This window comes from Streptomyces tricolor (genome assembly GCF_002155905.1).
Taxonomy (GTDB): Bacteria; Actinomycetota; Actinomycetes; order Streptomycetales; family Streptomycetaceae; genus Streptomyces; species Streptomyces tricolor.
This window is the reverse complement of record NZ_MUMF01000420.1, coordinates 1-22,345: the sequence shown is the minus strand read 5'-3', so window position 1 is coordinate 22,345 and position 22,345 is coordinate 1. Positions and strand designations below refer to the sequence as shown.

Below are 22,345 nucleotides of genomic sequence, written 5' to 3'. Positions count from 1 at the left end.
GGATGGTCTCCAGCATGCGGTAGCGCCCGTCGGACACCTCCAGGAACGACTTCTCCACCAGGGACGCCAGCGGGTCCTCCGGGTACGGCATCCCGCACACCGCCGCCACGGCGTCCAGCGTCGCCCCGCCCGCGAAGACGGTCAGCCTGCTCGCCAGGTCCCGTTCCTCCGCGTCCAGCAGCTCCCAGCTCCACTCCACCACCGCGCGCAGCGTGCGATGCCGGGGCGCCTTGGCCCGGTCCCCGCGCGCGAGCACCCGGAACCGGTCGTGCAGCCGGTCCGCCAGCTCGTCCACGGAGAGCGTGCGCAGCCGGGCCGCCGCCAGCTCGATGGCCAGCGGCAGCCCGTCCAGCGCCCGGCAGATCTCCGGCACGCGCGCGTGGTCGTCGAAATCGGGCCGTACCGCCCGGGCCCGGTCCCGCAGCAGCCGTACGGCCGGTTCCTCGGGCAGCGGCGGCACCGGCACCAGCAGCTCGCCCGTGATGCCCAGCGACTCCCGGCTGGTCGCCAGCACGCGCACCCCGGGGCAGGCGCCCAGCAGCAGCGCGACCGTGCGCGCGGCCGCGTCCACCAGGTGCTCGCAGTTGTCGAGCACCACCAGCACCTCGCGGTCCGCCAGCACGGCCAGCAGCCGGTCCAGGGCGTCCGTGGCCGGGCTGCGGAAGCCGTCCCGCACCCCGAGCGCCGCCAGCACCGCGTACGGGATCCGGGCGCCGTCGGCGAGGGGCGCCAGCTCGACCAGGCAGACATCCGGGGGAGTGCCGGCGCGCGTGCGGGCCGCCTCCAGGGCGAGCCGGGTCTTGCCGACGCCGCCGGGACCGGTCAGCGTCACCAGGCGGGAGTCGGCCAGCGCGCGGTCGATCCGGCTCAGTTCCGCCTCGCGGCCCACGAACCGGGTGAGCTGGGCCGGGAGCCGGGGCCGGGCCGGGGCCCCGGCGCCGTCCCGGAGCAGGTGGAGGTGGAGCGCGGACAGCTCGGGCGACGGATCGGCGCCCAGCTCGCCGGCGAGGGTGCGCCGCGCCTCCTCGTACACCGCGAGCGCCTCGGCGGGCCGCCCGGCCGCGTGCAGGGCCCGCATCAGCTGCCCGTACAGCCGCTCGTCCAGCGGATGCCGCCGCAGCAGCGCCCGCAGCTCGGCCACCAGTTCCGGCCCGCGCCCGGAGCCCAGCTCGGCCTCGATCCGGTCCGGGACGGCGGTCCGCCGCAGCTCCTCCAGCCGGGCCCGGTCGGCGTGCGCGTCCGGCAGGTCGGGCAGCGCCGGCCCGCGCCACAGCGCGAGGGCGTCGCGCAGCAGGGCCGCGGCCCGCGGGTGGTCGCCGGCGGCGAGCGCGGTACGGCCCTCGGCGGCCAGGCGGGCGAAACAGTGGGCGTCGACGGCGTCGGGGTCGACGGCGAGGGTGTATCCGGCGGGGACGGCGTCGATGCCGGTGTGCGGCGCGAGCCGCCGGCGCAGGCGGGAGATCTGCGACTGGAGCGCGGCCACGGCCCCGGCGGGCGGCTCGGCGCCGTACAGACCGTCCAGCAGGCGCCGCACGGAGACCGGGCGGCCGGCGTCGAGCAGCAGCAGCGTGAGCAGGGCCCGGGGCCGGGGGCCGCCGGGGTCGAGGGGGGTGCCGTCGTCGGTGTGGATCTCGACCGGGCCCAGGATGCCGAAGCGCATTCCGTGGATTCTGGCAGGCCGGGGGTACGGCAAAAAGCCGGCCCACCCGGAGGTGGACCGGCTCAGTGCAGCGAACCAGGCGGTGGCCGCGCGCTCAGCTGATACGCGTCAGCGCGAGACCTTGCCGGCCTTGATGCACGAGGTGCAGGCGTTCACGCGCTTCGGCGTCCCGCCGACCACGGTACGCACACGCTGGATGTTCGGGTTCCAGCGGCGGGACGTACGGCGGTGCGAGTGCGAGATGTTGTTGCCGAAGCCCGGCCCCTTGCCGCAGACGTCGCAGTTGGCAGCCACGGGTCACTCCAAAGACTTCAGATGCACTTACGGTTAATCCCGGCATGCCGGGATCGAGATCCTAAACCTGAGATCTTGAGTGGCGTTGCCAGGGGAACAGCCCGATCGGATCGGGCAACCGGAGCAGCATACAACGACTGCGTCCGGACAACGAAACTACCATGGCAGCGCAGGCCCCCGTCCCCGGCCCTCTTCCGGACCCCACCGGCCCGGGGTCTACGCTGCGTCCCACGTCCAGCCAGCTCAGGGAGGCGCAGGTGGCGCAGGTGCCGCAGACATTCTTCGATGCTCTCGCGGTGCGCACCTGGTGCGGTCTGGCGCTCCGGGCACTGGGCCGTGCCCGTGAGGAGATCGACGCGATCAACGTCTACCCGGTGGCGGACGGCGACACCGGGACCAACCTGTATCTGACCCTGGAGTCGGCGGCGACGGCCGTGGAGGCGGTGTTCGCCGGGCACGCGACCGGTTCCGGGGAACCCGGCCTGGCGGACGCCGTGCGGGCCATGGCCCACGGCGCGCTCATCGGGGCCCGGGGCAACTCAGGGACGATCCTCGCGCAGCTGCTGCGCGGGATGGCGCAGGTGCTCGCGGACGCCGGTGACGTGCCGCACGGCGACGGCCCGGCGCTGCGGCTGGCCCTGCGCCGGGCCGCGGACTCCGCCCGGCAGGCCGTGGCCCACCCCGTCGAGGGCACGGTGCTGACGGTCGCCTCGGCCGCCGCCGACGCCGCCGAGCAGGCCGAGGGCGACTGCGGGACGGTCGCGCGGGCCGCCTACGAGGGGGCGCGGGCGGCCCTGGCGGCGACCCCTGACCAGCTGACCGTGCTGCGGCGGGCCGGTGTGGTCGACGCGGGCGGACGGGGCCTGGTGGCGGTGCTGGGGGCGCTGGTGGAGGCGTTCACGGGGGAGACGGTGCGCGAGAGCCCGCGGTCCCCGGTGGTGATCTCCGGCCCCCACGCGCGCGTGGGCGAGAGGGAGGCGATGGCGGGGGCCGTCGACGCGCACGCGCGCGTGCGGGCGGTCGACGCGCAGGCGGGAGGAGAGGCGGCCGGCGTGCCCGCGCGCGGCGAGGCGGTCGACGCGCCCGCTGGTGCGGCGACGGCCCCCGAGTGCGCGGCCGACGCCGGGCCGTGCGCCGACGCGGCCGACACCGGCGGGCCCGCCTTCGAGGTGATCTACCTGCTGGAGGCCGACGACGCGGCCGTGGCCCGGCTGCGCGCGCGGCTCGACGCCCTCGGGGACTCCCTGGTCGTGGTCGGCGGCGACGGGCTGTGGAACGTCCATGTGCACGTCGACGACGCGGGCGCCGCCGTGGAGGCCGGCGTGGAGGCCGGGCGGCCGTACCGGATCAGGATCACCCACTTCGGGCTCGGCGACGTGCACACCGGACGCGAGCGTCCGCCGCGCGAGCGTGCCCAGCGCGCGGTCGTCGCCGTCGTACCCGGCGAGGGCCTGGCCGGGCTGTACACCGAGGCGGGCGCGACCACCGTCCTCGCGCGCCCCGGAGAGCCGCCCGCCAGCGGGGAGCTGGTGCAGGCGGTACGGCGCGCCCACGCGCGCGAGGTCGTACTGCTGCCGAACGACGCCGAGCTGCGCCACACGGCCGCCGCCGCGGCCGAACAGGCCCGCACCGAGGGCATCCGCGTCGCCCTGATCCCGACCCGCTCGGCGGTCCAGGGCATCGCCGCGCTCGCGGTGCACGAGCCGGAGCGCCGGTTCGACGAGGACGTCGTCCAGATGACCTCGGCGGCGGGCGCCACCCGGTACGCCGAGGTCGTCGTCGCCGAGCACGAGTCCTGGACGACGGCCGGCATCTGCCAGGCCGGGGACGTGCTCGGCCTGATCGACGGCGACGTGGCGGTGATCGGCGCCGACGTCACCAGCACCGCCCGGACCGTGCTGGACCGCATGCTCCGGGCCGGCGGCGAACTGGTCACCCTCGTCGTCGGCGACGAGGCGCCCGAGACCGTCGCCGCGCACCTGGAGGCCCACGTACGGGACACCTACCTGGCGGTCGACACGACGGCGTACCGCGGCGGCCGGCAGGCCGCGCTGCTGCTCATCGGCGTGGAGTGACCCGTGCCGTGACCCACCCCGGCCCGCGTCGTTCCAGCCGCCTCCTCCCGCCGGGCCCGGACGGTCTCGTCTGAGCCGTGGCGCCCACGTGGACGGCGGGCACCGCACGCGTGTGTGTCGCTGCCCGTGTCGGGCGGCAGGGTGTGTTGGTGCCGGTCGGTGCGGGGTGACCCGTGCCGTGCTCACCCCTATCCCGCGTCTTCTCCTTCCCGCGCCGCCTCCAGCAGCTGAGCCGCTTCCTCGCAGCGCACGCACGCGTGCCGCCGCTCGTGTCGGGCGGCAGGGGCGCTGGCGCTGGTCGGCGCGAGTGATCCGTGCCGTGCTCACCCCTGCCCCGCGTCTTCTCCCTCCCGCGCCGCCTCCAGCAGCTGAGCCGCCTCCTCCCGCCGGGCCCGGGCGGTGTCGTCCGCGTCGTCGGTGTCCGCGTAGGCGGCGAGCACCGCGCGGGCGTGGGCCGCTGCCTCCGCCGGGCGGCCGAGGTCGGCCTCCAGCCAGCCCGCGCCCAGCTCCGCGCCGGTACGGCTGTGCAGCCCGGCCGCGCCGAGCCCGGCGAACACCGCCACGGCCCGGGTCATCTGCTCCAGCGCCGCCTCGAACGCGGCCCGGATCGCCGCGTCCGCGGCCTCCTCGGACGCCGAGCGGGCCAGCAGCTCAGCGAACTGCCGGTGGGTGCCGCCGAGTTCCGCGGCCAGCTCCTCCCGGTCCGCCCCCGCCACCGCCAGCGCCGCCTCGCACTCCCGCACCGCCTCCGCCATCAGCGCGCGGGCCTGCGCCGCCCCGGACTCCTCGCCCAGCGCCAGCCAGGCGCGGGCGCGCAGCGAGCGGACCAGGAACGGGGCGTTGCCGAGCGAGCGCCACAGCTCGCCCGCGCGCGCGTAGGCCCGGTCCGCCTCCGCCGCCAGTCCGGCGTTGCCCAGCGACTCGGCGGCGAGATGGGCGAGCGTGGCGTGGTCCTGCTGCTCGGGCCAGTGCCGGGCCAGGTCGGCGGCCTTGAGCCGCTGCTCGGCGGCGGCCCGGTGCTCGCCCAGCTCGCCCAGGCAGTCCCCGAGCCACCAGCGGGCCTGCACGACCACCCCGTCACCGTGCGTCTCGGCCTCCAGGTCGGCCAGCGCGGACTCCAGCACCTCGGCGGCCTCCGCGTACCGGCCCCGGCGCAGCAGGAAGCCGCCCAGCTGCTGCCGTGCCCAGGCGCCCAGGGTGCCGCTCTCACCGGCCTCGTCGGCCCAGTGCGCGGCCTGGAGCGCGTGCTCGGCCGCCTCCTCGGGCGCGTCCCGGCCCCCGAGCACCTCGGCGAGCTGAAGATGCAGCTGGGCCCGCCCGATCGGCTCCACGTACGGCCCGCCGTGCTCCAGGGCCGCCCGCAGCGCCCGCTCGGCCCCGGCCAGGTCACCGGCCTGGTGGGCCAGGGCGGCGATCTGCACCTGGTACTCGACCGCGAACCACGGCAGTCCCGCCGCCAGGTACGCGTCGACGGCCCGCCGGAACAGCTCCGCCGCCCGCTGCGCGTCCCCGCCGAGCGCGGCCAGTTCGGCCAGCATCGCCCGCGCCTCGGCGGCCCGCGCCGCCAGCCGCACGTCCTCTCCGCCGCACCCCTCGACGAGGGCCAGCACCTCCCGCACGGCCGCCTCGGCCGCTGCGAGGGCCCGCTCGGCGAACCGCCCGTCCCGGATGCCCTCTCCGGCGGCCTCGTGCACCCGCCGCATCAGCACGCGCGCCCGGCTCATCACCACCGACGCGGTCTGCCGCACCCCGGTGCCCTCGTCGGCGTACAGCGCGAGCACCTCGTCGTACAGGTCCGTGACCGTGGCGAGGGCCGCGTCCACCTCGCCCGTCAGCGCGCGGACGTAGGCCGCACGCGCGCGTGCCGCCAGTGCCTCCCCGGGGTCGCCCGCCTCCGCGTACAGCTCCGCCGCCCGCTCGAACAGAGGCAGGCCCTCGGGACCGCGGGCCATCGCCTCGTGCTCGGCGATCTCCGCGCGGTCGCGCGCGGGGAGGCCGGCGCCGTCCGGCGCGGCCCGCGCGACCGCCGCCCACGCCTCCAGGGCGTGCGGCCGGAGGGTGTCCGACCGCTGCCGCGCCTCGGCGAGCAGGGCGGGCAGGCCGGGCCCGGCGGGGGCGTCCGGCGCCGCGGGCGCGGCCGGCGGCGGCACGGGCGCGGGGCGCACCGTACGCACCCCCAGCGGCAGCCGCTCGGCCAGCGGCCGCTGGGCCATCCGCGCCCGGATCCGGTCGCCCACGGCACCGGTGCCGTTGCGGCGGTCGAACCGCTCGGCGAGATCCGTCGCCTCCGCGCGCGCGTGCGCGGCGAGTTCCCGCGCGGTCCAGGTCCGCCCGGCCGGCCCCGGCACCCGCTGCGCGCCGAGGCCCAGCTCGGTCAGCCGGTCCATGAGCAGCGCCACCACGGCCATGAAGTCCAGCCGGCTGCGCGGATGCCCGGTGTCCGTGAAGTACGCCGGTCGCTCGGCCAGCAGTTCCAGACCGCGCGCCTCGTTCCCGGTCAGCGCGCAGAACTCCACGTGGTCGGCGTACGCGCCCCGCATGCTCTCCATGGGCCGCACCAGCCGGAACCCGCGCAGATGGTGGGCCCGGGCCTCCTCCAGGCGGCCGAGGCGCAGCAGCGGGGCCAGCGAGGAGGCGAGCACCGTGTGCGGCTCGTGCGCACAGGCGAACTCGCCCTCCAGCACCGGCCGCCACAGCCGCAGCGCCTCCGCGTCCCGGCCGCACCGGACCTGCCAGGCGCCCTGCCCGTGCAGCTCGCAGGCGTGGCAGTCGGCCATCCGGTCCCGGTCGGCGGCCAGCCACGCGGCGTACGCCCGCTCCGCGCGCGCGAGGTCCCCGATGTGCGCGGCCACGCTGAACTCGGCGCTGCGCACGGCCCGCTCCGAGTGCCCGGCGAGCCGGTAGCGGTGCTCCATCTCGGCGAGCCACTTCTCGATCGAGGCGAGCGGGACGTGCGGCTGGTCCAGCATGCCCGCCGACATCCACTTGAAGACCCAGTGCAGCGAGTGCGCCTCGTCCTCGTCGAAGTCCTCCGGCCGCTCGTCCCACATGCGCAGCAGCCGCGCGAACGGGACGAACATCTTGTCCTTCTCGGAGCTGTAGTTGTAGACCTTCAGCTGGTGCCCGAGCGCCTCGATCACGGCGAGCGGGATGTTCAGCTTCTCGGCCTCGGCGAGCAGCTCCTCCGCGCGCGCGTTGCGGGCCGGGCCCTCCGGCTCCTCGGAGTTGTCCGCCAGCGCCCGGCGCAGCGCGTCGAAGTCGGTGATCCCGCTCATCGCCCGTCCCTCTCCCCGTGGGTCGCCCATTCGAGCAGCCCGATGAACGCCCGGTTGAGCAGCGCGGAGTCGGCCGGCCGCAGCGGGCGCTGGGCCATCAGCAGGGCCTGCCCGTACAGCGACTCGGTCGCGGTGCCGATCAGCTCCGGGTCGCCGAGCGAACCGATGCGCCGCACCAGCGGATTGAGGTGGTTGAGCACCAGACGCGCGCGCGGGGCGCTGCCGCGCAGCGAGCCCAGGATGCCCGCCCACAGGTCGTCGGCCTGTTCCTCGGCCGCCGCGCGGGCCTGCTCGTGCCGGGCGGACCGGTCGTCCAGGTGCAGCGCGGGCACGGAGAGCGGGTGGAAGGCCCGCAGGACGACGTCACAGCCCAAGGGGTCGAGCTTCGCGCGCGCGGCGGCGAGGAACCCCGCCAGCGCCAGTTCCTCGCCCGGGTCGACGGCGTCCAGGTGCGCGGTCACGGTGTCCGCGTCCAGCTCGGCGACCACCGTCCCCGGCCGCACCCGCGGCAGCGCCTCGACCAGCTCGCTGTCGTAGGTGTAGCCGCCGTTGACCACGCCGACGCCCTGCGCCGAGGCGATCGGCGCGACCTGCCGGTACTCCTCGACCGTGCGCGTGAAGTGCACCACCGGGTGCCGCTGCGCGAACTCCTCAAGGGACAGCTGCCCGTCGGTCGTCTCGAACGGCAGCCACGGCAGCATCGTGCGCAGCATCTCCGTATCGTGCCGGGCCAGGGACTTCACGCCCAGGTGGTGCACGGCGAGGAAGGCCCCGAGCCGCTCCGGATCACCGGCCGCGAGCCCGGTCAGCCAGGACCGGATCCTCGTCCCGAGCGCGTCGCGTACGGCGGCGAGGGTCTCGTCCTCGTACAGCGACTCGCGCGAGGCGGTCGGCCGCAGGCTGTCGGTGTCCAGGACGCAGCGCACGAAGAACGCCCAGTCCGGCAGCAGCTGTTCGGCCCGCTCGGTCAGCAGCATGCCCTTCAGGTGCACCCGGTGGGTGGCCCGCTGGGCCGGGCTGACCGCAGACGGCAGCACGTACGCCACCCCGCGGACCCCGGCCACCGGCACGTCCAGGTCGATCGAGTCCAGCGGGGTGAAACCGAACAGCTCGTGGCAGTGCCGGGCCAGCGCCGCCCGGCGGCCGGCCGGACCGGGGTGGGCGCGGTCCCAGGGCGCGGGCAGCTCGGTGACCGGCTCGCCGCCGACCCGGACGTCGTACGGCAGCAGCGAGCCGAAGTCCCGGGCGAGGGCGCGGACCCGCTCCGGCGCCAGCCACTCGGCCGCACCGGCCCGCGCCGTCAGGTATACGGTCGTACCCGGCTCGGGCCGCTCGGCGGCGGGCAGCGTGCGCACGGTGTACGAGCCGTCGTCACGCGCCGTCCACTCCACCGGCGGCGCCTCGGGCGTACGGGCGCTGCGGCTGACCACCCGGATCCGGTCGGCGACCAGGAAGCAGGCCAGCAGCCCGATGCCGAACTGGCCGAGGAAGTCCGCCCGGGCCTCGTGCAGGCCCTCGGCCCGTTTGGAGCTGCGGCCGATGGTCGCCAGCAGGCTGTGCACGTCCGGCTCGGTGAGCCCGACACCGGTGTCCTCGACCCGCAGCGCGCCGTCCGCCGCGTACAGCCGGACCCGGGCGGGGGCGTCCGGGTCGGCGGCCCGCCGGGCGGTGATGGCGTCCACGGCATTCTGCAGCAGCTCGCGCAGATACACCTTGGGGCTGGAGTAGAGGTGATGGGAGAGGAGGTCCACCAGACCGCGCAGGTCGACCTGGAAGCTGTGAGGTGGGTGAGGGGAGGATGCCTGGGATGCCTGTGAGGTCTGGGAGTCCATCGTCACTGCGCCGGAGGGGGAGTGCGTGCGGCGCGGGGTCGGGCGGTCCCGGCGGGGCGGTGACCGCGAAGGATGGCCGGAGCGCGTCATCCTAGGCCCGGAACAGCGCGCCTGACCAGGAGTTTCCCTGATGTTTACAGCGCCTCGGACGGAATCCTCCCCGGCGCCTCGGGCGGACCGCCCTCGGCAGCGTCTACGGCATTGTCAGTGCCGTGGTGTGCAATGGATCTCGTGCCCGCACTGGAAGAACCCCTGAAGCAGCCCCTGAAGTCAGTGCTCGGCCCCGCCACCGCGAAGGTGATGGCCGAGCACCTCGGCCTGCGCACCGTCGGCGACCTGCTCCACCACTACCCGCGCAGATACGAGGAGCGCGGCCAGCTCACCCACCTCGCCGACCTCCCCATGGACGAGCACGTCACGGTGGTCGCCCAGGTCGCCGACGCCCGCCTGCACACCTTCGCCTCGGCCAAGGCCCCCCGCGGCAAGGGCCAGCGCCTGGAAGTCACGATCACCGACGGCAGCGGCCGGCTCCAGCTGGTCTTCTTCGGCAACGGCGTGCACAAGCCCCACAAGGAGCTGCTGCCGGGCACCCGCGCGATGTTCGCCGGCAAGGTCTCCGTCTTCAACCGCCGCCTCCAACTCGCCCATCCGGCGTACGAGTTGCTCCGAGGCGACAGTGAGGAGGCGGTCGAGACCTGGGCCGGCGCGCTGATCCCCATCTACCCCGCCACCGCCAAACTGGAGTCCTGGAAGATCGGCAAGGCGGTGCAGACGGTCCTCCCCAGCGCCCAGGAGGCCCTCGACCCGCTGCCCCCCGCCCTTCGCGAGGGCCGCGGCCTGCTCCCGCTCCCCGAGGCCCTGCTCAAGATCCACCGCCCGCACACCAAGGCCGACATCGCCGACGCCCGCGCCCGCCTGAAGTGGGACGAGGCCTTCGTCCTCCAGGTCGCCCTGGCCCGCCGCCGGCACGCCGACACCCTGCTGCCCGCCGTGCCCCGCGTCCCCGGGCCTGACGGCATCCTCGCCGCCTTCGACGACCGTCTCCCCTTCACTCTCACCGAGGGCCAGCAGAAGGTCTCCCGCGAGATCTTCGCCGACCTGGCCACCGCCCACCCCATGCACCGCCTCCTCCAGGGCGAGGTCGGATCCGGAAAGACCATGGTCGCCCTGCGCGCCATGCTCGCCGTGGTCGACGCCGGCGGCCAGGCGGCCATGCTCGCGCCCACCGAGGTCCTCGCCCAGCAGCACCACCGCTCGGTCACCGAGATGATGGGCGAGCTGGCCAGTTGGGGGCTGTGGCGCGAAGCGCCTCCGCAGAAGGGCGGTGGTGGGCGACGGGAGGGCGGCATGCTGGGCGGCCCCGAGCACGCCACCAAGGTCGTCCTGCTCACCGGCTCCATGGGCATGGCGGCCCGCCGCCAGGCCCTGCTCGACCTGGCCACCGGCGAGGCCGGCATCGTCATCGGCACCCACGCCCTGATCGAGGACAAGGTCCAGTTCCACGACCTCGGCCTGGTCGTGGTGGACGAACAGCACCGCTTCGGCGTGGAACAGCGCGACGCCCTGCGCGGCAAGGGCAAGCAGCCCCCGCACCTCCTCGTCATGACGGCCACCCCCATCCCGCGCACGGTCGCCATGACGGTCTTCGGCGACCTGGAGACCTCGGTCCTGGACCAGCTCCCGGCCGGCCGCTCCCCGATCGCCAGCCACGTCGTCCCGGCCGCCGACAAACCCCACTTCCTGGCCCGCGCCTGGGAACGGGTCCGCGAGGAGGTCGCGGCCGGCCACCAGGCGTACGTCGTGTGTCCCCGGATCGGGGACGAGGAGGACGACCCGAAGAAGGCCGGCAAGAAGAAGGACCCGGAGGGCGAGGCGGACAAGCGCCCCCCGCTGGCCGTGCTGGAGGTGGCCGACCAGCTGAGCCGCGGCCCCCTCCAGGGCCTGAAGGTGGAGGTGCTGCACGGCCGCATGCACCCCGACGACAAGGACGCCGTGATGCGCCGCTTCGCCGCCGGCGAGACGGACGTCCTGGTCGCCACCACCGTCATCGAGGTCGGGGTCAACGTCCCCAACGCCACCGCCATGGTCATCATGGACGCCGACCGCTTCGGCGTCTCCCAGCTGCACCAGCTGCGCGGCCGGGTCGGCCGCGGCTCCGCCCCCGGCCTGTGCCTCCTGGTCACCGAGATGCCCGAGGCCAGCCCCGCCCGGCAGCGCCTGGCCGCCGTCGCCTCCACCCTCGACGGCTTCGAGCTGTCCCGCATCGACCTCGAACAGCGCCGGGAGGGCGACGTCCTCGGCCAGGCGCAGTCCGGCGCCCGCTCCAGCCTCCGGGTCCTCGCGGTCATCGAGGACGAGGAGGTCATCGCGGAGGCCCGGCAGGAGGCGGCGGCGGTCGTGGCGGCGGACCCCGAGCTGGAGCGTCTCCCGGGCCTGCGCACGGCCCTGGACGCCCTCCTGGACGAGGAGAGGGAGCAGTACCTGGAGAAGGGATGAGGCGCGGCGCGCTCCCAAGGGGCGGGGAGAACCGCGCGACCGGCCGCGACGACGCCGCAGCCGCCGACGACGATCGAGCACCCACTCCGGTGGGCCTGCCACACTGAACCGTGAAGAAGCCCACGACCAAGGACCGAAGATGACCCGCGTGATCGCCGGCGCAGCCGGCGGACGTCGCCTCGCCGTCCCCCCAGGCACCGGCACCCGCCCCACCTCCGACCGCGCCCGCGAAGGTCTCTTCTCCACCTGGCAGTCCCTCCTCGGCGGCCCCCTGGACGGCGAACGCGTCCTCGACCTCTACGCCGGCTCGGGCGCCGTGGGCCTGGAGGCCCTGTCCCGGGGCGCCGGCCACACCCTCCTGGTCGAGGCCGACGCCCGTGCTGCCCGGGTCGTCCGCGAGAACGTGCGGAACCTGGGCCTGCCCGGCGCCGAGGTACGGGCGGGCAAAGCGGAACAAATCATCCGCACCGCACCCCCGGCCGAGCCCTACGACCTGGTCTTCCTCGACCCGCCGTACGCCGTCACGGACGACGATCTCCGCGAGATTCTGCTCACACTCCACTCGGAGGGCTGGCTCGCTGAGCAAGCGCTCGTCACCGTGGAGCGCAGCACCAGAGGCGGCGAATTCCACTGGCCGGACGGCTTCGAGGCGATCCGGTCCCGTCGCTACGGCGAGGGAACGTTTTGGTACGGTCGCGCCGCCTCTACGTGCGAAGACGCACGATGACCGGACCGGAGAGCGAGGGATCACAAGTGCGCCGCGCCGTCTGTCCCGGGTCGTTCGACCCGATCACCAACGGACACCTCGACATCATCGCCCGAGCCTCCCGTCTCTACGACGAGGTCTACGTCGCGGTGATGATCAACAAGTCCAAGAAGGGCCTGTTCGACATCGAGGAACGGATCGAGCTGATCCGCGAGGTCACCTCCGAGTACGCCAACGTCCGCGTGGAGTCCTTCCACGGCCTCCTCGTCGACTACTGCAAGCAGCGCGACATCCCCGCCATCGTGAAGGGCCTGCGCGCCGTCAGCGACTTCGACTACGAACTCCAGATGGCCCAGATGAACAACGGCCTCACCGGCGTCGAGACGCTGTTCGTGCCCACCAATCCCACGTACAGCTTCCTCTCCTCCTCCCTCGTCAAGGAGGTCGCGGCCTGGGGCGGCGACGTCTCCCACCTGGTGCCGGCCCAGGTCCTCCAGGCACTGAACCAGCGCCTCGCCAAGGGCTGATGGGGCTACAGTCGTCCCGTCCGTCTCCAACCCGGCTGTAGAGAGTGGCGAGCACAGGTGGACGTGCAGAAGAAGCTCGACGAGATCGTCTCCGCGGTCTCCAGCGCCCGGGCCATGCCCATGTCGGCGTCGTGCGTGATCAACCGCGCCGAACTGCTCGCGATGCTCGAAGAGGTGCGCCAGGCGCTGCCCGGCTCGCTCGCCCAGGCGCAGGAGCTGATCGGCGACCGTGAGCAGATGGTCGAGCAGGCCCGGCTGGAGGCCGAGCGGATCATCGAGAACGCGCACGCCGAGCGCGGTTCGCTGATCTCCGACACCGAGATCGCCCGCCGCTCCCAGGCCGAGGCCGACCGGATCCTCGCCGAGGCCCGCAAGGAGGCCGAGGAGATCCGCGCCGAGGCCGACGACTACGTCGACTCCAAGCTCGCCAACTTCGAGGTCGTCCTCACCAAGACCCTCGGCTCGGTCGGCCGGGGCCGCGAGAAGCTCCTCGGCACCGGGCCCGGCCTGGACGAGAACGGCTACGAGGACGAGGACGCCCCCGAGCGCAGCCAGGACCCCGAGACCCTGCGCCACAACGCCGACGCCTACGTGGACGCCAAGCTGGGCGCCTTCGAGGCGGTCCTCGCCAAGACCCTGGAGGCCGTCGGCCGGGGCCGGCAGAAGCTGCACGGCCGGATCGCCACCGACGACCTCGGCGCCCTCGCCGACGACACCACGACCTTCCAGCACTCCAGCGACGCCGACTACCTCGCCGACCTGGCCGCCCTCGCGGACAGCGACCGCGCGGACCGGCGGCAGCCCGAGCGCCCGGAGCCGCCGCAGCCGTCGTACGCACCGCAGCCGGCCTACGGCTATCCGCAGCAGCAGGACCCCTACGCGGGCTTCCCGCAGCAGCCGCAGTACGCGCCGCAGCAGGACCCGTACGGCTACCAGCAGGCCGACCCGTATGCCTACCAGGGCTACGACGCCCCGCAGCAGGGCTACGACGCCCAGCAGCCCCACGAGCCGCAGCAGCCTCCCCAGCAGCCGCAGTCCCAGGGCCGGCAGGACTACGCCCTGGACGAGACCAGCCTCTTCGACACGAGCATGATCAGCGCGGAGCAGCTGAGGGCGTACGAGCAGGGCCGGGGGCTGTAGCCGGCAGCGGATTGGGCGCTGAGCGAAAGGTCCAGTATCCTGGCTGTTCGGTCGCGCGTATGCCCGCGATCACCGCTGCCCGGAACACCGACGGGCGGCGTCCCTTCGAGTTCGAAGATCGAAAGCAGGAATGGCCTCCAACGCCCGCCTCGACCACCGCAACCCCCTCGTGTTCGACACGCACGAGCTGGGTCGGCGTCCTGGCGCGCTGCAGCGCCTGACCCGCACGATCGACGCCCCCAGGGACCTCGGTATCCAGGGAGTCATCGGAGTGCCGGAAGGCGCCCCGGTGGAGCTCGAACTCCGGCTCGAGTCGGTCATGGAAGGGGTGCTTGTCACAGGCACCGCCCGTGCAACGGCCGAGGGGGAGTGCGTAAGGTGTCTGGAGCCGGTCGAGCTGGAGCTCGAAGCGGACTTCCAGGAGCTGTTCTCGTACCCTGACGCCGACGACCGGGGCCGTGTGATCGCGGAACCGGGCGACGACGCCGAGGACGACGAGGACAGGTTCTTCCTCGAGGACGGACTTTTCGACCTCGAACCTCTGCTGCGCGATGCGGTGGTGCTCGCACTGCCGATGCAGCCGGTGTGCCAGGAAGACTGTCCGGGCCTGTGTTCCGAGTGCGGAGCGCGGCTCGCGGACGACCCGGACCACCACCATGACGCCGTCGACATCCGTTGGGCGGCTTTGCAGGGACTCGCCGGTTCGATGACGGACGGCGAGAAGGACGAGATGAGCGGCGCCGAAGCGGGCGTCGACGAGAAGCAGGAGAAGTAGCCGTGGCTGTTCCGAAGCGGAAGATGTCGCGCAGCAACACGCGCCACCGCCGGTCGCAGTGGAAGGCTGCGGTCCCCACCCTGGTTGCGTGCGAGCGCTGCCACGAGCCCAAGCAGCAGCACATCGCGTGCCCGTCGTGCGGCACCTACAACAAGCGCCAGGTCCTCGAGGTCTGAGCGGCTGGTGAGAGGCACTGTGTCCACGCCGAAGAAGAACTCAGCGGACAATCAGGCCTCGTCCCACACGCTTCTGGAAGGGCGGCTCGGCTACCAGGTCGAGTCCGCCCTTCTGGTGCGAGCGCTGACCCACCGTTCCTACGCGTACGAGAACGGCGGTCTGCCGACGAACGAGCGGCTGGAGTTCCTCGGGGACTCCGTGCTCGGCCTCGTCGTCACGGACACGCTGTACCGCACCCACCCCGACCTGCCCGAAGGCCAGCTGGCCAAGTTGCGGGCCGCGGTGGTCAACTCGCGTGCGCTGGCGGAGGTCGGCCGCGGCCTCGACCTGGGCGCCTTCATCCGGCTCGGCCGGGGTGAAGAAGGCACAGGCGGCCGGGACAAGGCATCCATCCTCGCCGACACCCTCGAAGCGGTGATCGGCGCGGTCTATCTCGACCAGGGCCTCGACGCGGCCTCCGAACTGGTGCACCGCCTGTTCGACCCGCTGATCGAGAAGTCCTCCAACCTGGGCGCCGGCCTGGACTGGAAGACGTCCCTCCAGGAGCTGACCGCGATCGAGGGACTCGGTGTGCCCGAGTACCTGGTCACGGAGACCGGCCCCGACCACGAGAAGACCTTCACTGCTGCCGCCCGCGTCGGAGGCGTCTCGTACGGCACCGGCACCGGCCGCAGCAAGAAGGAGGCGGAGCAGCAGGCCGCCGAGTCCGCCTGGCGGTCCATCCGGGCCGCCGCGGACGAGCGGGCCAAGGTGGCCAAGGAGCCTGTGCGGGAGACGGCCGACGAGGCCGTCCGGGGCGGCGACACGTCGTCCGCCACCGCCTGACGACAGCAGTCGCACGCAGTACCGAGCGCCCGCCCGGCCGTCCACGCCGGGCCGGGCGCTCGGCTCGTCCACCGGTCCGTACCGTTCTGACAGGGGGCCCGATGCCCGAGTTGCCCGAGGTCGAGGTGGTCCGGCGAGGACTGGAGCGCTGGGTCGCCCACCGGACCGTCGCCGAGACCGAGGTGCTGCACCCGCGCGCCGTACGCCGGCATGTCGCCGGGGCCGACGACTTCGCGCACCGGCTCAAGGGCCACCACATCGGCACCGCCCGCCGGCGCGGCAAGTACCTGTGGCTGCCGCTGGAGGAGGCGAACCAGTCCGTCCTCGCCCACCTCGGGATGAGCGGCCAGCTGCTGGTCCAGCCGCACGACGCGCCGGACGAGAAGCACCTGCGCATCCGGATCCGGTTCGCCGACGGCCTCGGCACCGAACTCCGCTTCGTCGACCAGCGCACCTTCGGCGGCCTGTCGGTGCACGACAACACCCCCGACGGCCTGCCCGACGTCATCGCGCACATCGCCCGTGACCCGCTGGACCCGCTCTTCGACGACGAGGCGTTCCACCTCGCGCTGCGCCGCAAGCGCACCACGATCAAACGGGCCCTGCTGGACCAGTCGCTGATCAGCGGGGTCGGCAACATCTACGCGGACGAGGCCCTGTGGCGCGCCCGCATCCACTACGAGCGCCCGACGGCCCGCTTCACCCGCCCGGTCACGGCGGAACTCCTCGGCCACGTCCGGGACGTGATGAACGCGGCCCTCGCCGTCGGCGGCACCAGCTTCGACAGCCTCTACGTCAACGTCAACGGCGAGTCCGGTTACTTCGACCGCTCCCTGGACGCGTACGGCCGCGAGGGCCTGCCCTGCAAGCGCTGCGGCACCCCCATGCGCCGCCGCCCCTGGATGAACCGGTCCAGCTACTTCTGCCCGAAGTGTCAGAGGGCGCCGCGCGTCTCGTCGTAACGCGCGCGGGCCGCGAGGACGTCGTCCATCGCGCCCTCCACGCAGTGGATGAGCGCCAGCAGCCGCTCGGCGACCTGCCGGCCCAGGGGGGTCAGCTCGTAGTCCACGCGGGGCGGGTTCGTGGGCTGGGCCTCGCGGTGCACCAGGCCGTCGCGCTCCAGCGCGTGCAGCGTCTGGGACAGCATCTTCTCGCTCACCCCGTCCACGCGCCGGCGCAGCTCGTTGAAGCGCAGCGAGCCCTCGTACAGGGCGCCGAGCGTCAGCCCGCCCCAGCGGCCCGTGACGTGCTCCAGCGTGGCGCGCGAGGGGCAGGCCTTGGCGAAGACGTTGTACGCGAGGTCGTCGTGGTCCTGGGCGGTGACGGTCATACCGGCAAGGGTACGCCCGCACAGCGCTCCCCACCAGGTTGCACTAACTAACAGTTAGTGCTTTCCTGTGGTTACTGCTGATGAGCTGCTGCCTTGAGGCGAGCTGCCATCGAGCTGCCGCTTTCCGCTGTCCTCTTTCCGCTGTCCTTCCGAGGAGTCCGCATGACCACGCCCGTCGTCTCCGTCGCCTACCACTCCGGCTACGGCCACACCGCCGTCCTCGCCGAGGCCGTCCGCGCCGGTGCCCTCGACGCGGGGGCCGAGGTGCACCTGATCAAGGTGGACGAGATCACCGACGAGCAGTGGGAGACGCTCGACCGCTCCGACGCGATCGTCTTCGGCTCGCCCACCTACATGGGCACCGCCTCCGGCGCCTTCCACGTCTTCGCCGAGGCCACCTCCCGGCGCTGGTTCGGCCAGGACTGGAAGGACAAGCTGGCCGCCGGCTTCACCAACTCCGCCTCCAAGAGCGGCGACAAGCTGCACACCCTCCAGTTCTTCCAGACGCTCGCCGCCCAGCACGGCATGCACTGGGTCAACCTCGGCCTGCTGCCCGGCTGGAACAGCAGCACGGCCTCCGAGAACGACCTCAACCGCCTCGGCTTCTTCGCCGGCGCCGCCGCCCAGAGCAACAACGACCAGGGCCCCGAGGGCGTCCACAAGGCCGACGTGGCCACCGCCGAGCACCTGGGGCGCCGGGTGGCGCAGACGGCGCGGACCTTCGCCCGCGGTCGTACCGCCGCCTGACCCCGCGCTCGGCTCAGTAGCCGAAGTCCTGCGTCCACCACGGCCCGCCGGGGCCGAAGTGGACGCCGACGCCCAGCGTCTTGAAGTCGCAGTTCAGGATGTTCGCGCGGTGGCCGGGGCTGTTCATCCACGACTCCATCACGGCGGCCGCGTCGGCCTGGCCGCGGGCGATGTTCTCACCGCCGAGGCTGGTGATGCCGGCCGCCGCGGCCCGGTCCCACGGCGACCTGCCGTCCGGGTCGGTGTGGCCGAAGAAGCCCCGCGCGGCCATGTCGTCGCTGAACGACTCGGCGAGCTTCGTCAGCGAGGAGTTCGCCGCCAGCGGGCTGCAGCCGACCTTCGCCCGCTCCTCGTTGACCAGCTTCAGCACCTCGGCCTCGGCGACGGCCTCCCGTGACACCGTCACCGGTGAGGAGGCCGGCGCCGGCGCCCCGGTGGCCGTGCGGGACGGGGTGCTCCTCGGCTTCGCCGGCGCGGAAGGCTCCGCCGTCGCGGAGGGCTTGGCCGGTACGGCGGGCTTGGTCGTCGTGGAGGGCTTGGCCGGTACGGCGGGCTTGGTCGTCGTGGAGGGCTTGGCCGGTACGGCGGGCTTGGTCGTCGTGGAGGGCTTGGCCGGTACGGCGGGCTTGGCCGGTGTCGCGGGCTCGGCGGGTGTGGTCTTCGGCGCCGGCTTCCTGGCGGGCGTCTTCGACGGGACCGGCGTGCGGGACGCCTCCTTCGAGGTGGAGGCGGAGGGCGAGGCGGAGGCGGACGGGCTCGCGGGCCTGGTCCGCTCGCTGCCCCCGCCGGTCGGCGCCGTGGCGGTGCTGCCGGTGCCGCCCGAGGTGCCGCCCTGCGCGACGGCCGTGTTGCTGGGGGAGCCCGCGGTCTGCACCCGCTCCCCGCCGGTGGTGCGCGTGCCGCCGCCGAGCTGGTAGTGGTCCAGGCCCGGCACCATGCCCGTGGTCACCGCGACCGTGCCGAGGGCGACGGCCGCGGACACCCCCAGCAGACCCGCGCGCACCGGACGCCCGGACCTGTTCCGCCGGCGGTGCCCCCGGGACGGCCCGCCGGCCGGGGTGAAGCCGCTCCCCGGGAAACCGCCGGAGCCGGAACCCGAACCGGAGCCGGAATCGGAGCCGGCCGGCGCGGGGGCGTCGTCCTTCGCGAACAGATATGCCTGGGCCTTGGCGGTGGCCTCGGCATAGGCCTCCGGGTTCAGATACGGGGCGGTGCCCATGGGTATCTGCCGCTCCTGGGAGGAGGGGTGCCGGGTGTCCTCGCGCCCGGAACCGGAGCCGGAACCCTGCGTGTGCGCGGCCCCCGTGGCGCGGCCCGTGGCGGCGCGGCCGGCGGCGGAGCGTCGGTGGCGTCCCATGAACTTGCCCTCTTCCTCGTCCTCGCGGTCGGCCGGTGCCTGCGCGGCGAGCGACTCCCCCTGGCCGACCCGACCCACTCGATCGAGTGGTTTCATATGCGAATCATTGGGTCCGGACGGTACCCCATGCCGCTGGGGGACGCCGTGTCCCACGTGACACGGGCTGGTTAGGTTGCACCCATGAGTGAGGATGTACGACTGGTCGCCTGGGTGCGTGGACACGTGCAGGGCGTGGGTTTTCGCTGGTTCACGCGCGCCAAGGCGCTGGAGATCGGCGGGCTGAGTGGTTTTGCTCTCAATCTGGCCGACGGCCGGGTCCAAGTGGTCGCGGAGGGGCCACGGGAGGGCTGCGAGGGGCTGCTGGACTGGCTCCAGGGCAGCGACACGCCCGGGCGCGTGGACGGTGTCACCGAGATCTGGGACACACCGCGCGGCGGTTACGACGGCTTCGCCATCCGCTGACCCGATGCCCCGAAGCCCCGCCCCCGGGTGCGCGGCAAGCTGCCGGGGGCATGTGCGCGAGCGGAAACGCCCTGGTGGTTGCCAAGACGGGCGTGGCATGGCAGGCTCCGCAGGTACTGCTGGTCGCCACGCCCCGAGGGCCCGGAGGAGTCGCAGCACCGCCGTTTTTCCGGCCGCGCACCCCGGTTTGCCCCCCGATACGGGGCGTGATCGTGTTGACCGTCAAACTTTTTGGTGAGACGCTGAAAGCCCCGCGCACCTTAGCTGTTTGGCATGGAGCAATAGCAGAGCAACACCCGGATGTGCCAAGCACGCGGGTGCGAATCCCTCACGACCCACACCGCATCGGTCGGTCACTCAGTGTGGAGGACCATCCATCATGGCAAAGGCGCTTCTCGGTTACGTCGGCGGCTCCGACCCTCGACTCCTCGCCGAGATGCGACGGCTGCAGCAGCGCGTCCAGGACCTGGAGTCCGAGCTGGTACGGATCCAGGCGGAGAACGACGCGCTGACGGCTGCCGCCTCTCAGGACAGGATCATGGAGAGCATCGACGCACACCAGGCGGAGCCTGCGCTCACCTGATCGCTGCATCGCTTCACCACAGCAGTCACAGCGATCGGGCTGCCCGTATCAACCGCTCAGTTGATCAGACGGCTGCGATCCAGTCGTCAGAGTTGCAAGGGACGCTTCGGCGTCCCTTCGTTCTTTCCCCCGGCCGTTCTCTCCCCGTCCGGCCCGTTGTTTCCCCCGCGCATCCTTTCACCTTCTTCAACGTCTGGTGTGCCCTGCATGGTCACCGGCGAAACCGCGCGGTTGCGAGGGTTCATGGAGTGAGATAGCGGCGGCGGGTAGAGTCCACCGGCGTGCACCTCAAGGCCCTGACCCTCCGTGGGTTCAAGTCGTTCGCCTCGGCAACCACACTCCGGTTCGAACCGGGCATCACGTGTGTCGTCGGCCCGAACGGCTCGGGCAAGTCCAATGTCGTGGACGCGCTCAGCTGGGTCATGGGCGAACAGGGCGCCAAGTCGCTGCGCGGCGGCAAGATGGAGGACGTCATCTTCGCCGGCACCACCGGCCGCCCGCCGCTCGGCCGCGCCGAGGTGTCCCTGACCATCGACAACTCCGACGGGGCGCTGCCCATCGAGTACGCCGAGGTCACCATCACGCGGACCATGTTCCGCAACGGCGGCAGCGAGTACCAGATCAACGGCGACACCTGCCGCCTGCTGGACATCCAGGAACTCCTGTCCGACTCGGGCATCGGCCGCGAGATGCACGTCATCGTCGGCCAGGGCCAGCTCGACTCCGTCCTGCACGCCGACCCCATGGGCCGCCGCGCCTTCATCGAGGAGGCGGCCGGCGTCCTCAAGCACCGCAAGCGCAAGGAGAAGGCGCTGCGCAAGCTGGACGCGATGCAGGCCAACCTCGCGCGCGTGCAGGACCTCACCGACGAGCTGCGCCGCCAGCTCAAGCCCCTGGGCCGCCAGGCGGCGGTGGCGCGCCGGGCCGCCGTCATCCAGGCCGACCTCCGCGACGCCCGCCTGCGACTCCTCGCCGACGACCTCGTACGGCTGCGGGAAGCCCTGCGGGCCGAGATCGCCGACGAGGCGGCCCTGAAGGAGCGCAAGGAGACCGCCGAGCAGGAGCTGAAGAAGGCCCTCCACCGCGAGGCCCTGCTGGAGGACGAGGTGCGCCGGCTCACCCCGCGCCTGCAACGCGCCCAGCAGACCTGGTACGAGCTGTCCCAGCTGGCCGAGCGGGTGCGCGGCACCGTCTCGCTGGCCGACGCCCGGGTCAAGAGCGCCACCTCGGCCCCGCCCGAGGAGCGGCGCGGCCGGGACCCCGAGGAGCTGGAGCGCGAGGCCGCCCGCATCCGTGAGCAGGAGGCCGAGCTGGAGGCCGCCCTGGAGGCGGCGCAGCGGGCGCTGGACGACACGGTCGCCCACCGCGCCGAACTGGAGCGCGAGCTGGCGGTCGAGGAACGCCGGCTGAAGGACCTCGCCCGCGCCATCGCGGACCGCCGCGAAGGGCTGGCCCGCCTCTCCGGACAGGTCAACGCGGCCCGCTCGCGCGCCGCCTCTGCCCAGGCCGAGATCGACCGGCTGGCCACGGCCCGCGACGAGGCACAGGAACGCGCGGTGCGCGCCCAGGAGGAGTACGAGGCCCTGCAGGCCGAGGTCGACGGACTCGACGCCGGCGACGCCGACCTGGCCGAGCGGCACGAGGCCGCGAAACGTCAGCTCGCCGAGGCCGAGTCCGCCCTGACCGCGGCCCGCGAGGCGGCCACCGCGGCCGAACGCCGCCGCGCCGCCACCCAGGCCCGCCACGAGGCGCTGGCCCTGGGCCTGCGCCGCAAGGACGGCACCGGCATACTGCTCGGCGCGCGGGACCGCCTCACCGGCGTCCTGGGCCCGGCGGCGGAACTGCTGACGATCCGACCTGGCTACGAGATCCCGCTGGCCGCCGCCTTCGGCGCGGCGGCGGACGCGATCGCCGTGACGACCCCCGCGGCGGCGGCCGAGGCGATCAAGCTCCTCCGTAAACAGGACGGCGGCCGAGCGGCCCTCCTCCTGGCAGACGCCCCGGACACGGAACGGCCCACAAGGCACGCGGGAGACGCCGCGCCCGACCACGACGGCGCAGAGCCCCGAAGGGACGCGGGGAAC

The 22,345-nt window shown here is 73.6% G+C and carries 19 protein-coding genes; 13 read left to right on the top strand and 6 right to left on the bottom strand.

The window, feature by feature from the left end; genetic code table 11:
* Positions 1–1,660 (bottom strand): ATP-binding protein (locus CCN44_RS27910; RefSeq protein WP_143649991.1); only part of this gene is annotated, 1,660 nt, incomplete at its 3' end.
* 108 nt (positions 1,661–1,768) lie between these two features.
* Positions 1,769–1,954: a 50S ribosomal protein L28 gene (gene rpmB, locus CCN44_RS27905; RefSeq protein ID WP_003993230.1), complete on the bottom strand. Its 186-nt coding sequence runs from the start codon at positions 1,952–1,954 to the stop codon at positions 1,769–1,771.
* A 257-nt stretch (positions 1,955–2,211) separates the two neighbouring features.
* Between rpmB and CCN44_RS27900 the strand changes: the two genes are divergently transcribed.
* Positions 2,212–4,029 (top strand): DAK2 domain-containing protein, encoded by a 1,818-nt coding sequence (locus CCN44_RS27900; RefSeq protein ID WP_086700560.1) that lies wholly within the window; start codon positions 2,212–2,214, stop codon positions 4,027–4,029.
* Positions 4,030–4,352: 323 nt separating this feature from the next.
* Here the strand turns inward: CCN44_RS27900 and CCN44_RS27895 are convergent, their stop codons facing one another.
* Positions 4,353–7,304: a hypothetical protein gene (locus CCN44_RS27895; RefSeq protein WP_086700556.1), complete on the bottom strand. Its 2,952-nt coding sequence runs from the start codon at positions 7,302–7,304 to the stop codon at positions 4,353–4,355.
* Positions 7,301–9,136, bottom strand: coding sequence for an HSP90 family protein (locus CCN44_RS27890; RefSeq protein ID WP_086700553.1), 1,836 nt, complete (start codon positions 9,134–9,136; stop codon positions 7,301–7,303). The genes CCN44_RS27895 and CCN44_RS27890 overlap by 4 nt, the downstream gene beginning before the upstream one ends.
* Positions 9,137–9,358: 222 nt before the next feature.
* Here CCN44_RS27890 and recG point away from each other — a divergent pair, with 222 nt between their 5' ends.
* The 8 genes from recG (at position 9,359) to mutM (ending at position 16,744) form a co-directional block, all read left to right on the top strand.
* The gene (recG, locus tag CCN44_RS27885) at positions 9,359–11,632 is read left to right on the top strand and encodes an ATP-dependent DNA helicase RecG (protein WP_086700550.1); all 2,274 of its coding nucleotides are present in this window, start codon (positions 9,359–9,361) and stop codon (positions 11,630–11,632) included.
* A 139-nt stretch (positions 11,633–11,771) separates the two neighbouring features.
* Positions 11,772–12,359 carry a 16S rRNA (guanine(966)-N(2))-methyltransferase RsmD gene (gene rsmD, locus CCN44_RS27880; protein WP_059252815.1) on the top strand — a complete coding sequence of 196 codons (588 nt, stop codon included), beginning with the start codon at positions 11,772–11,774 and terminating at the stop codon, positions 12,357–12,359.
* A 26-nt stretch (positions 12,360–12,385) separates the two neighbouring features.
* A complete protein-coding gene (gene coaD / locus CCN44_RS27875) occupies positions 12,386–12,865 on the top strand; it encodes a pantetheine-phosphate adenylyltransferase (RefSeq protein ID WP_059252816.1) in 480 nt (159 codons plus the stop codon).
* A gap of 57 nt (positions 12,866–12,922) precedes the next feature.
* Positions 12,923–14,005: an ATP synthase F0 subunit B gene (locus CCN44_RS27870; protein WP_086700547.1), complete on the top strand. Its 1,083-nt coding sequence runs from the start codon at positions 12,923–12,925 to the stop codon at positions 14,003–14,005.
* A 130-nt stretch (positions 14,006–14,135) separates the two neighbouring features.
* Positions 14,136–14,780: a YceD family protein gene (locus tag CCN44_RS27865; protein WP_059252818.1), complete on the top strand. Its 645-nt coding sequence runs from the start codon at positions 14,136–14,138 to the stop codon at positions 14,778–14,780.
* 2 nt (positions 14,781–14,782) lie between these two features.
* Positions 14,783–14,956, top strand: coding sequence for a 50S ribosomal protein L32 (gene rpmF / locus CCN44_RS27860; RefSeq protein WP_003951102.1), 174 nt, complete (start codon positions 14,783–14,785; stop codon positions 14,954–14,956).
* Positions 14,957–14,963: 7 nt separating this feature from the next.
* Positions 14,964–15,782, top strand: a complete 819-nt coding sequence (gene rnc, locus CCN44_RS27855) for a ribonuclease III (protein WP_399009514.1) — start codon at positions 14,964–14,966, stop codon at positions 15,780–15,782.
* Between the two features lie 101 nt (positions 15,783–15,883).
* Entirely contained in the window at positions 15,884–16,744 is an 861-nt protein-coding gene (mutM, locus tag CCN44_RS27850) for a bifunctional DNA-formamidopyrimidine glycosylase/DNA-(apurinic or apyrimidinic site) lyase (protein ID WP_059252820.1), read from the top strand.
* On the opposite strand, the gene CCN44_RS27845 is transcribed toward mutM, so the two are convergent.
* Entirely contained in the window at positions 16,717–17,112 is a 396-nt protein-coding gene (locus CCN44_RS27845) for a winged helix-turn-helix transcriptional regulator (protein ID WP_059252821.1), read from the bottom strand. The two genes, mutM and CCN44_RS27845, sit on opposite strands and share 28 nt — an antisense overlap.
* Positions 17,113–17,274: 162 nt before the next feature.
* Between CCN44_RS27845 and CCN44_RS27840 the strand changes: the two genes are divergently transcribed.
* Entirely contained in the window at positions 17,275–17,859 is a 585-nt protein-coding gene (locus CCN44_RS27840) for a flavodoxin family protein (protein WP_059252822.1), read from the top strand.
* Between the two features lie 13 nt (positions 17,860–17,872).
* Here the strand turns inward: CCN44_RS27840 and CCN44_RS27835 are convergent, their stop codons facing one another.
* Positions 17,873–19,216 (bottom strand): CAP domain-containing protein, encoded by a 1,344-nt coding sequence (locus CCN44_RS27835; RefSeq protein ID WP_086700562.1) that lies wholly within the window; start codon positions 19,214–19,216, stop codon positions 17,873–17,875.
* A gap of 180 nt (positions 19,217–19,396) precedes the next feature.
* Here CCN44_RS27835 and CCN44_RS27830 point away from each other — a divergent pair, with 180 nt between their 5' ends.
* The 3 genes from CCN44_RS27830 to CCN44_RS27815 form a co-directional block, all read left to right on the top strand.
* Positions 19,397–19,678, top strand: coding sequence for an acylphosphatase (locus tag CCN44_RS27830; protein WP_059252823.1), 282 nt, complete (start codon positions 19,397–19,399; stop codon positions 19,676–19,678).
* 379 nt (positions 19,679–20,057) lie between these two features.
* Positions 20,058–20,261: a hypothetical protein gene (locus CCN44_RS27825; protein WP_023546484.1), complete on the top strand. Its 204-nt coding sequence runs from the start codon at positions 20,058–20,060 to the stop codon at positions 20,259–20,261.
* Positions 20,262–20,542: 281 nt separating this feature from the next.
* A partial coding sequence (locus CCN44_RS27815) for a chromosome segregation SMC family protein (RefSeq protein WP_158103157.1) occupies positions 20,543–22,345 on the top strand: 1,803 nt, incomplete at its 3' end.

What these genes read in the sequence shown, in the direction of transcription:
- CCN44_RS27825 (WP_023546484.1), top strand. Translation starts at nt 20,058, where the DNA reads ATGGCAAAGGCGCTTCTCGGTTACGTCGGCGGCTCCGACCCTCGACTC.
- CCN44_RS27845 (WP_059252821.1), bottom strand. Translation starts at nt 17,112, where the DNA reads ATGACCGTCACCGCCCAGGACCACGACGACCTCGCGTACAACGTCTTC.
- CCN44_RS27840 (WP_059252822.1), top strand. Translation starts at nt 17,275, where the DNA reads ATGACCACGCCCGTCGTCTCCGTCGCCTACCACTCCGGCTACGGCCAC.
- CCN44_RS27865 (WP_059252818.1), top strand. Translation starts at nt 14,136, where the DNA reads ATGGCCTCCAACGCCCGCCTCGACCACCGCAACCCCCTCGTGTTCGAC.
- recG (WP_086700550.1), top strand. Translation starts at nt 9,359, where the DNA reads ATGGATCTCGTGCCCGCACTGGAAGAACCCCTGAAGCAGCCCCTGAAG.
- rsmD (WP_059252815.1), top strand. Translation starts at nt 11,772, where the DNA reads ATGACCCGCGTGATCGCCGGCGCAGCCGGCGGACGTCGCCTCGCCGTC.
- mutM (WP_059252820.1), top strand. Translation starts at nt 15,884, where the DNA reads ATGCCCGAGTTGCCCGAGGTCGAGGTGGTCCGGCGAGGACTGGAGCGC.
- CCN44_RS27835 (WP_086700562.1), bottom strand. Translation starts at nt 19,216, where the DNA reads ATGGGACGCCACCGACGCTCCGCCGCCGGCCGCGCCGCCACGGGCCGC.
- CCN44_RS27830 (WP_059252823.1), top strand. Translation starts at nt 19,397, where the DNA reads ATGAGTGAGGATGTACGACTGGTCGCCTGGGTGCGTGGACACGTGCAG.
- CCN44_RS27895 (WP_086700556.1), bottom strand. Translation starts at nt 7,304, where the DNA reads ATGAGCGGGATCACCGACTTCGACGCGCTGCGCCGGGCGCTGGCGGAC.
- CCN44_RS27890 (WP_086700553.1), bottom strand. Translation starts at nt 9,136, where the DNA reads ATGGACTCCCAGACCTCACAGGCATCCCAGGCATCCTCCCCTCACCCA.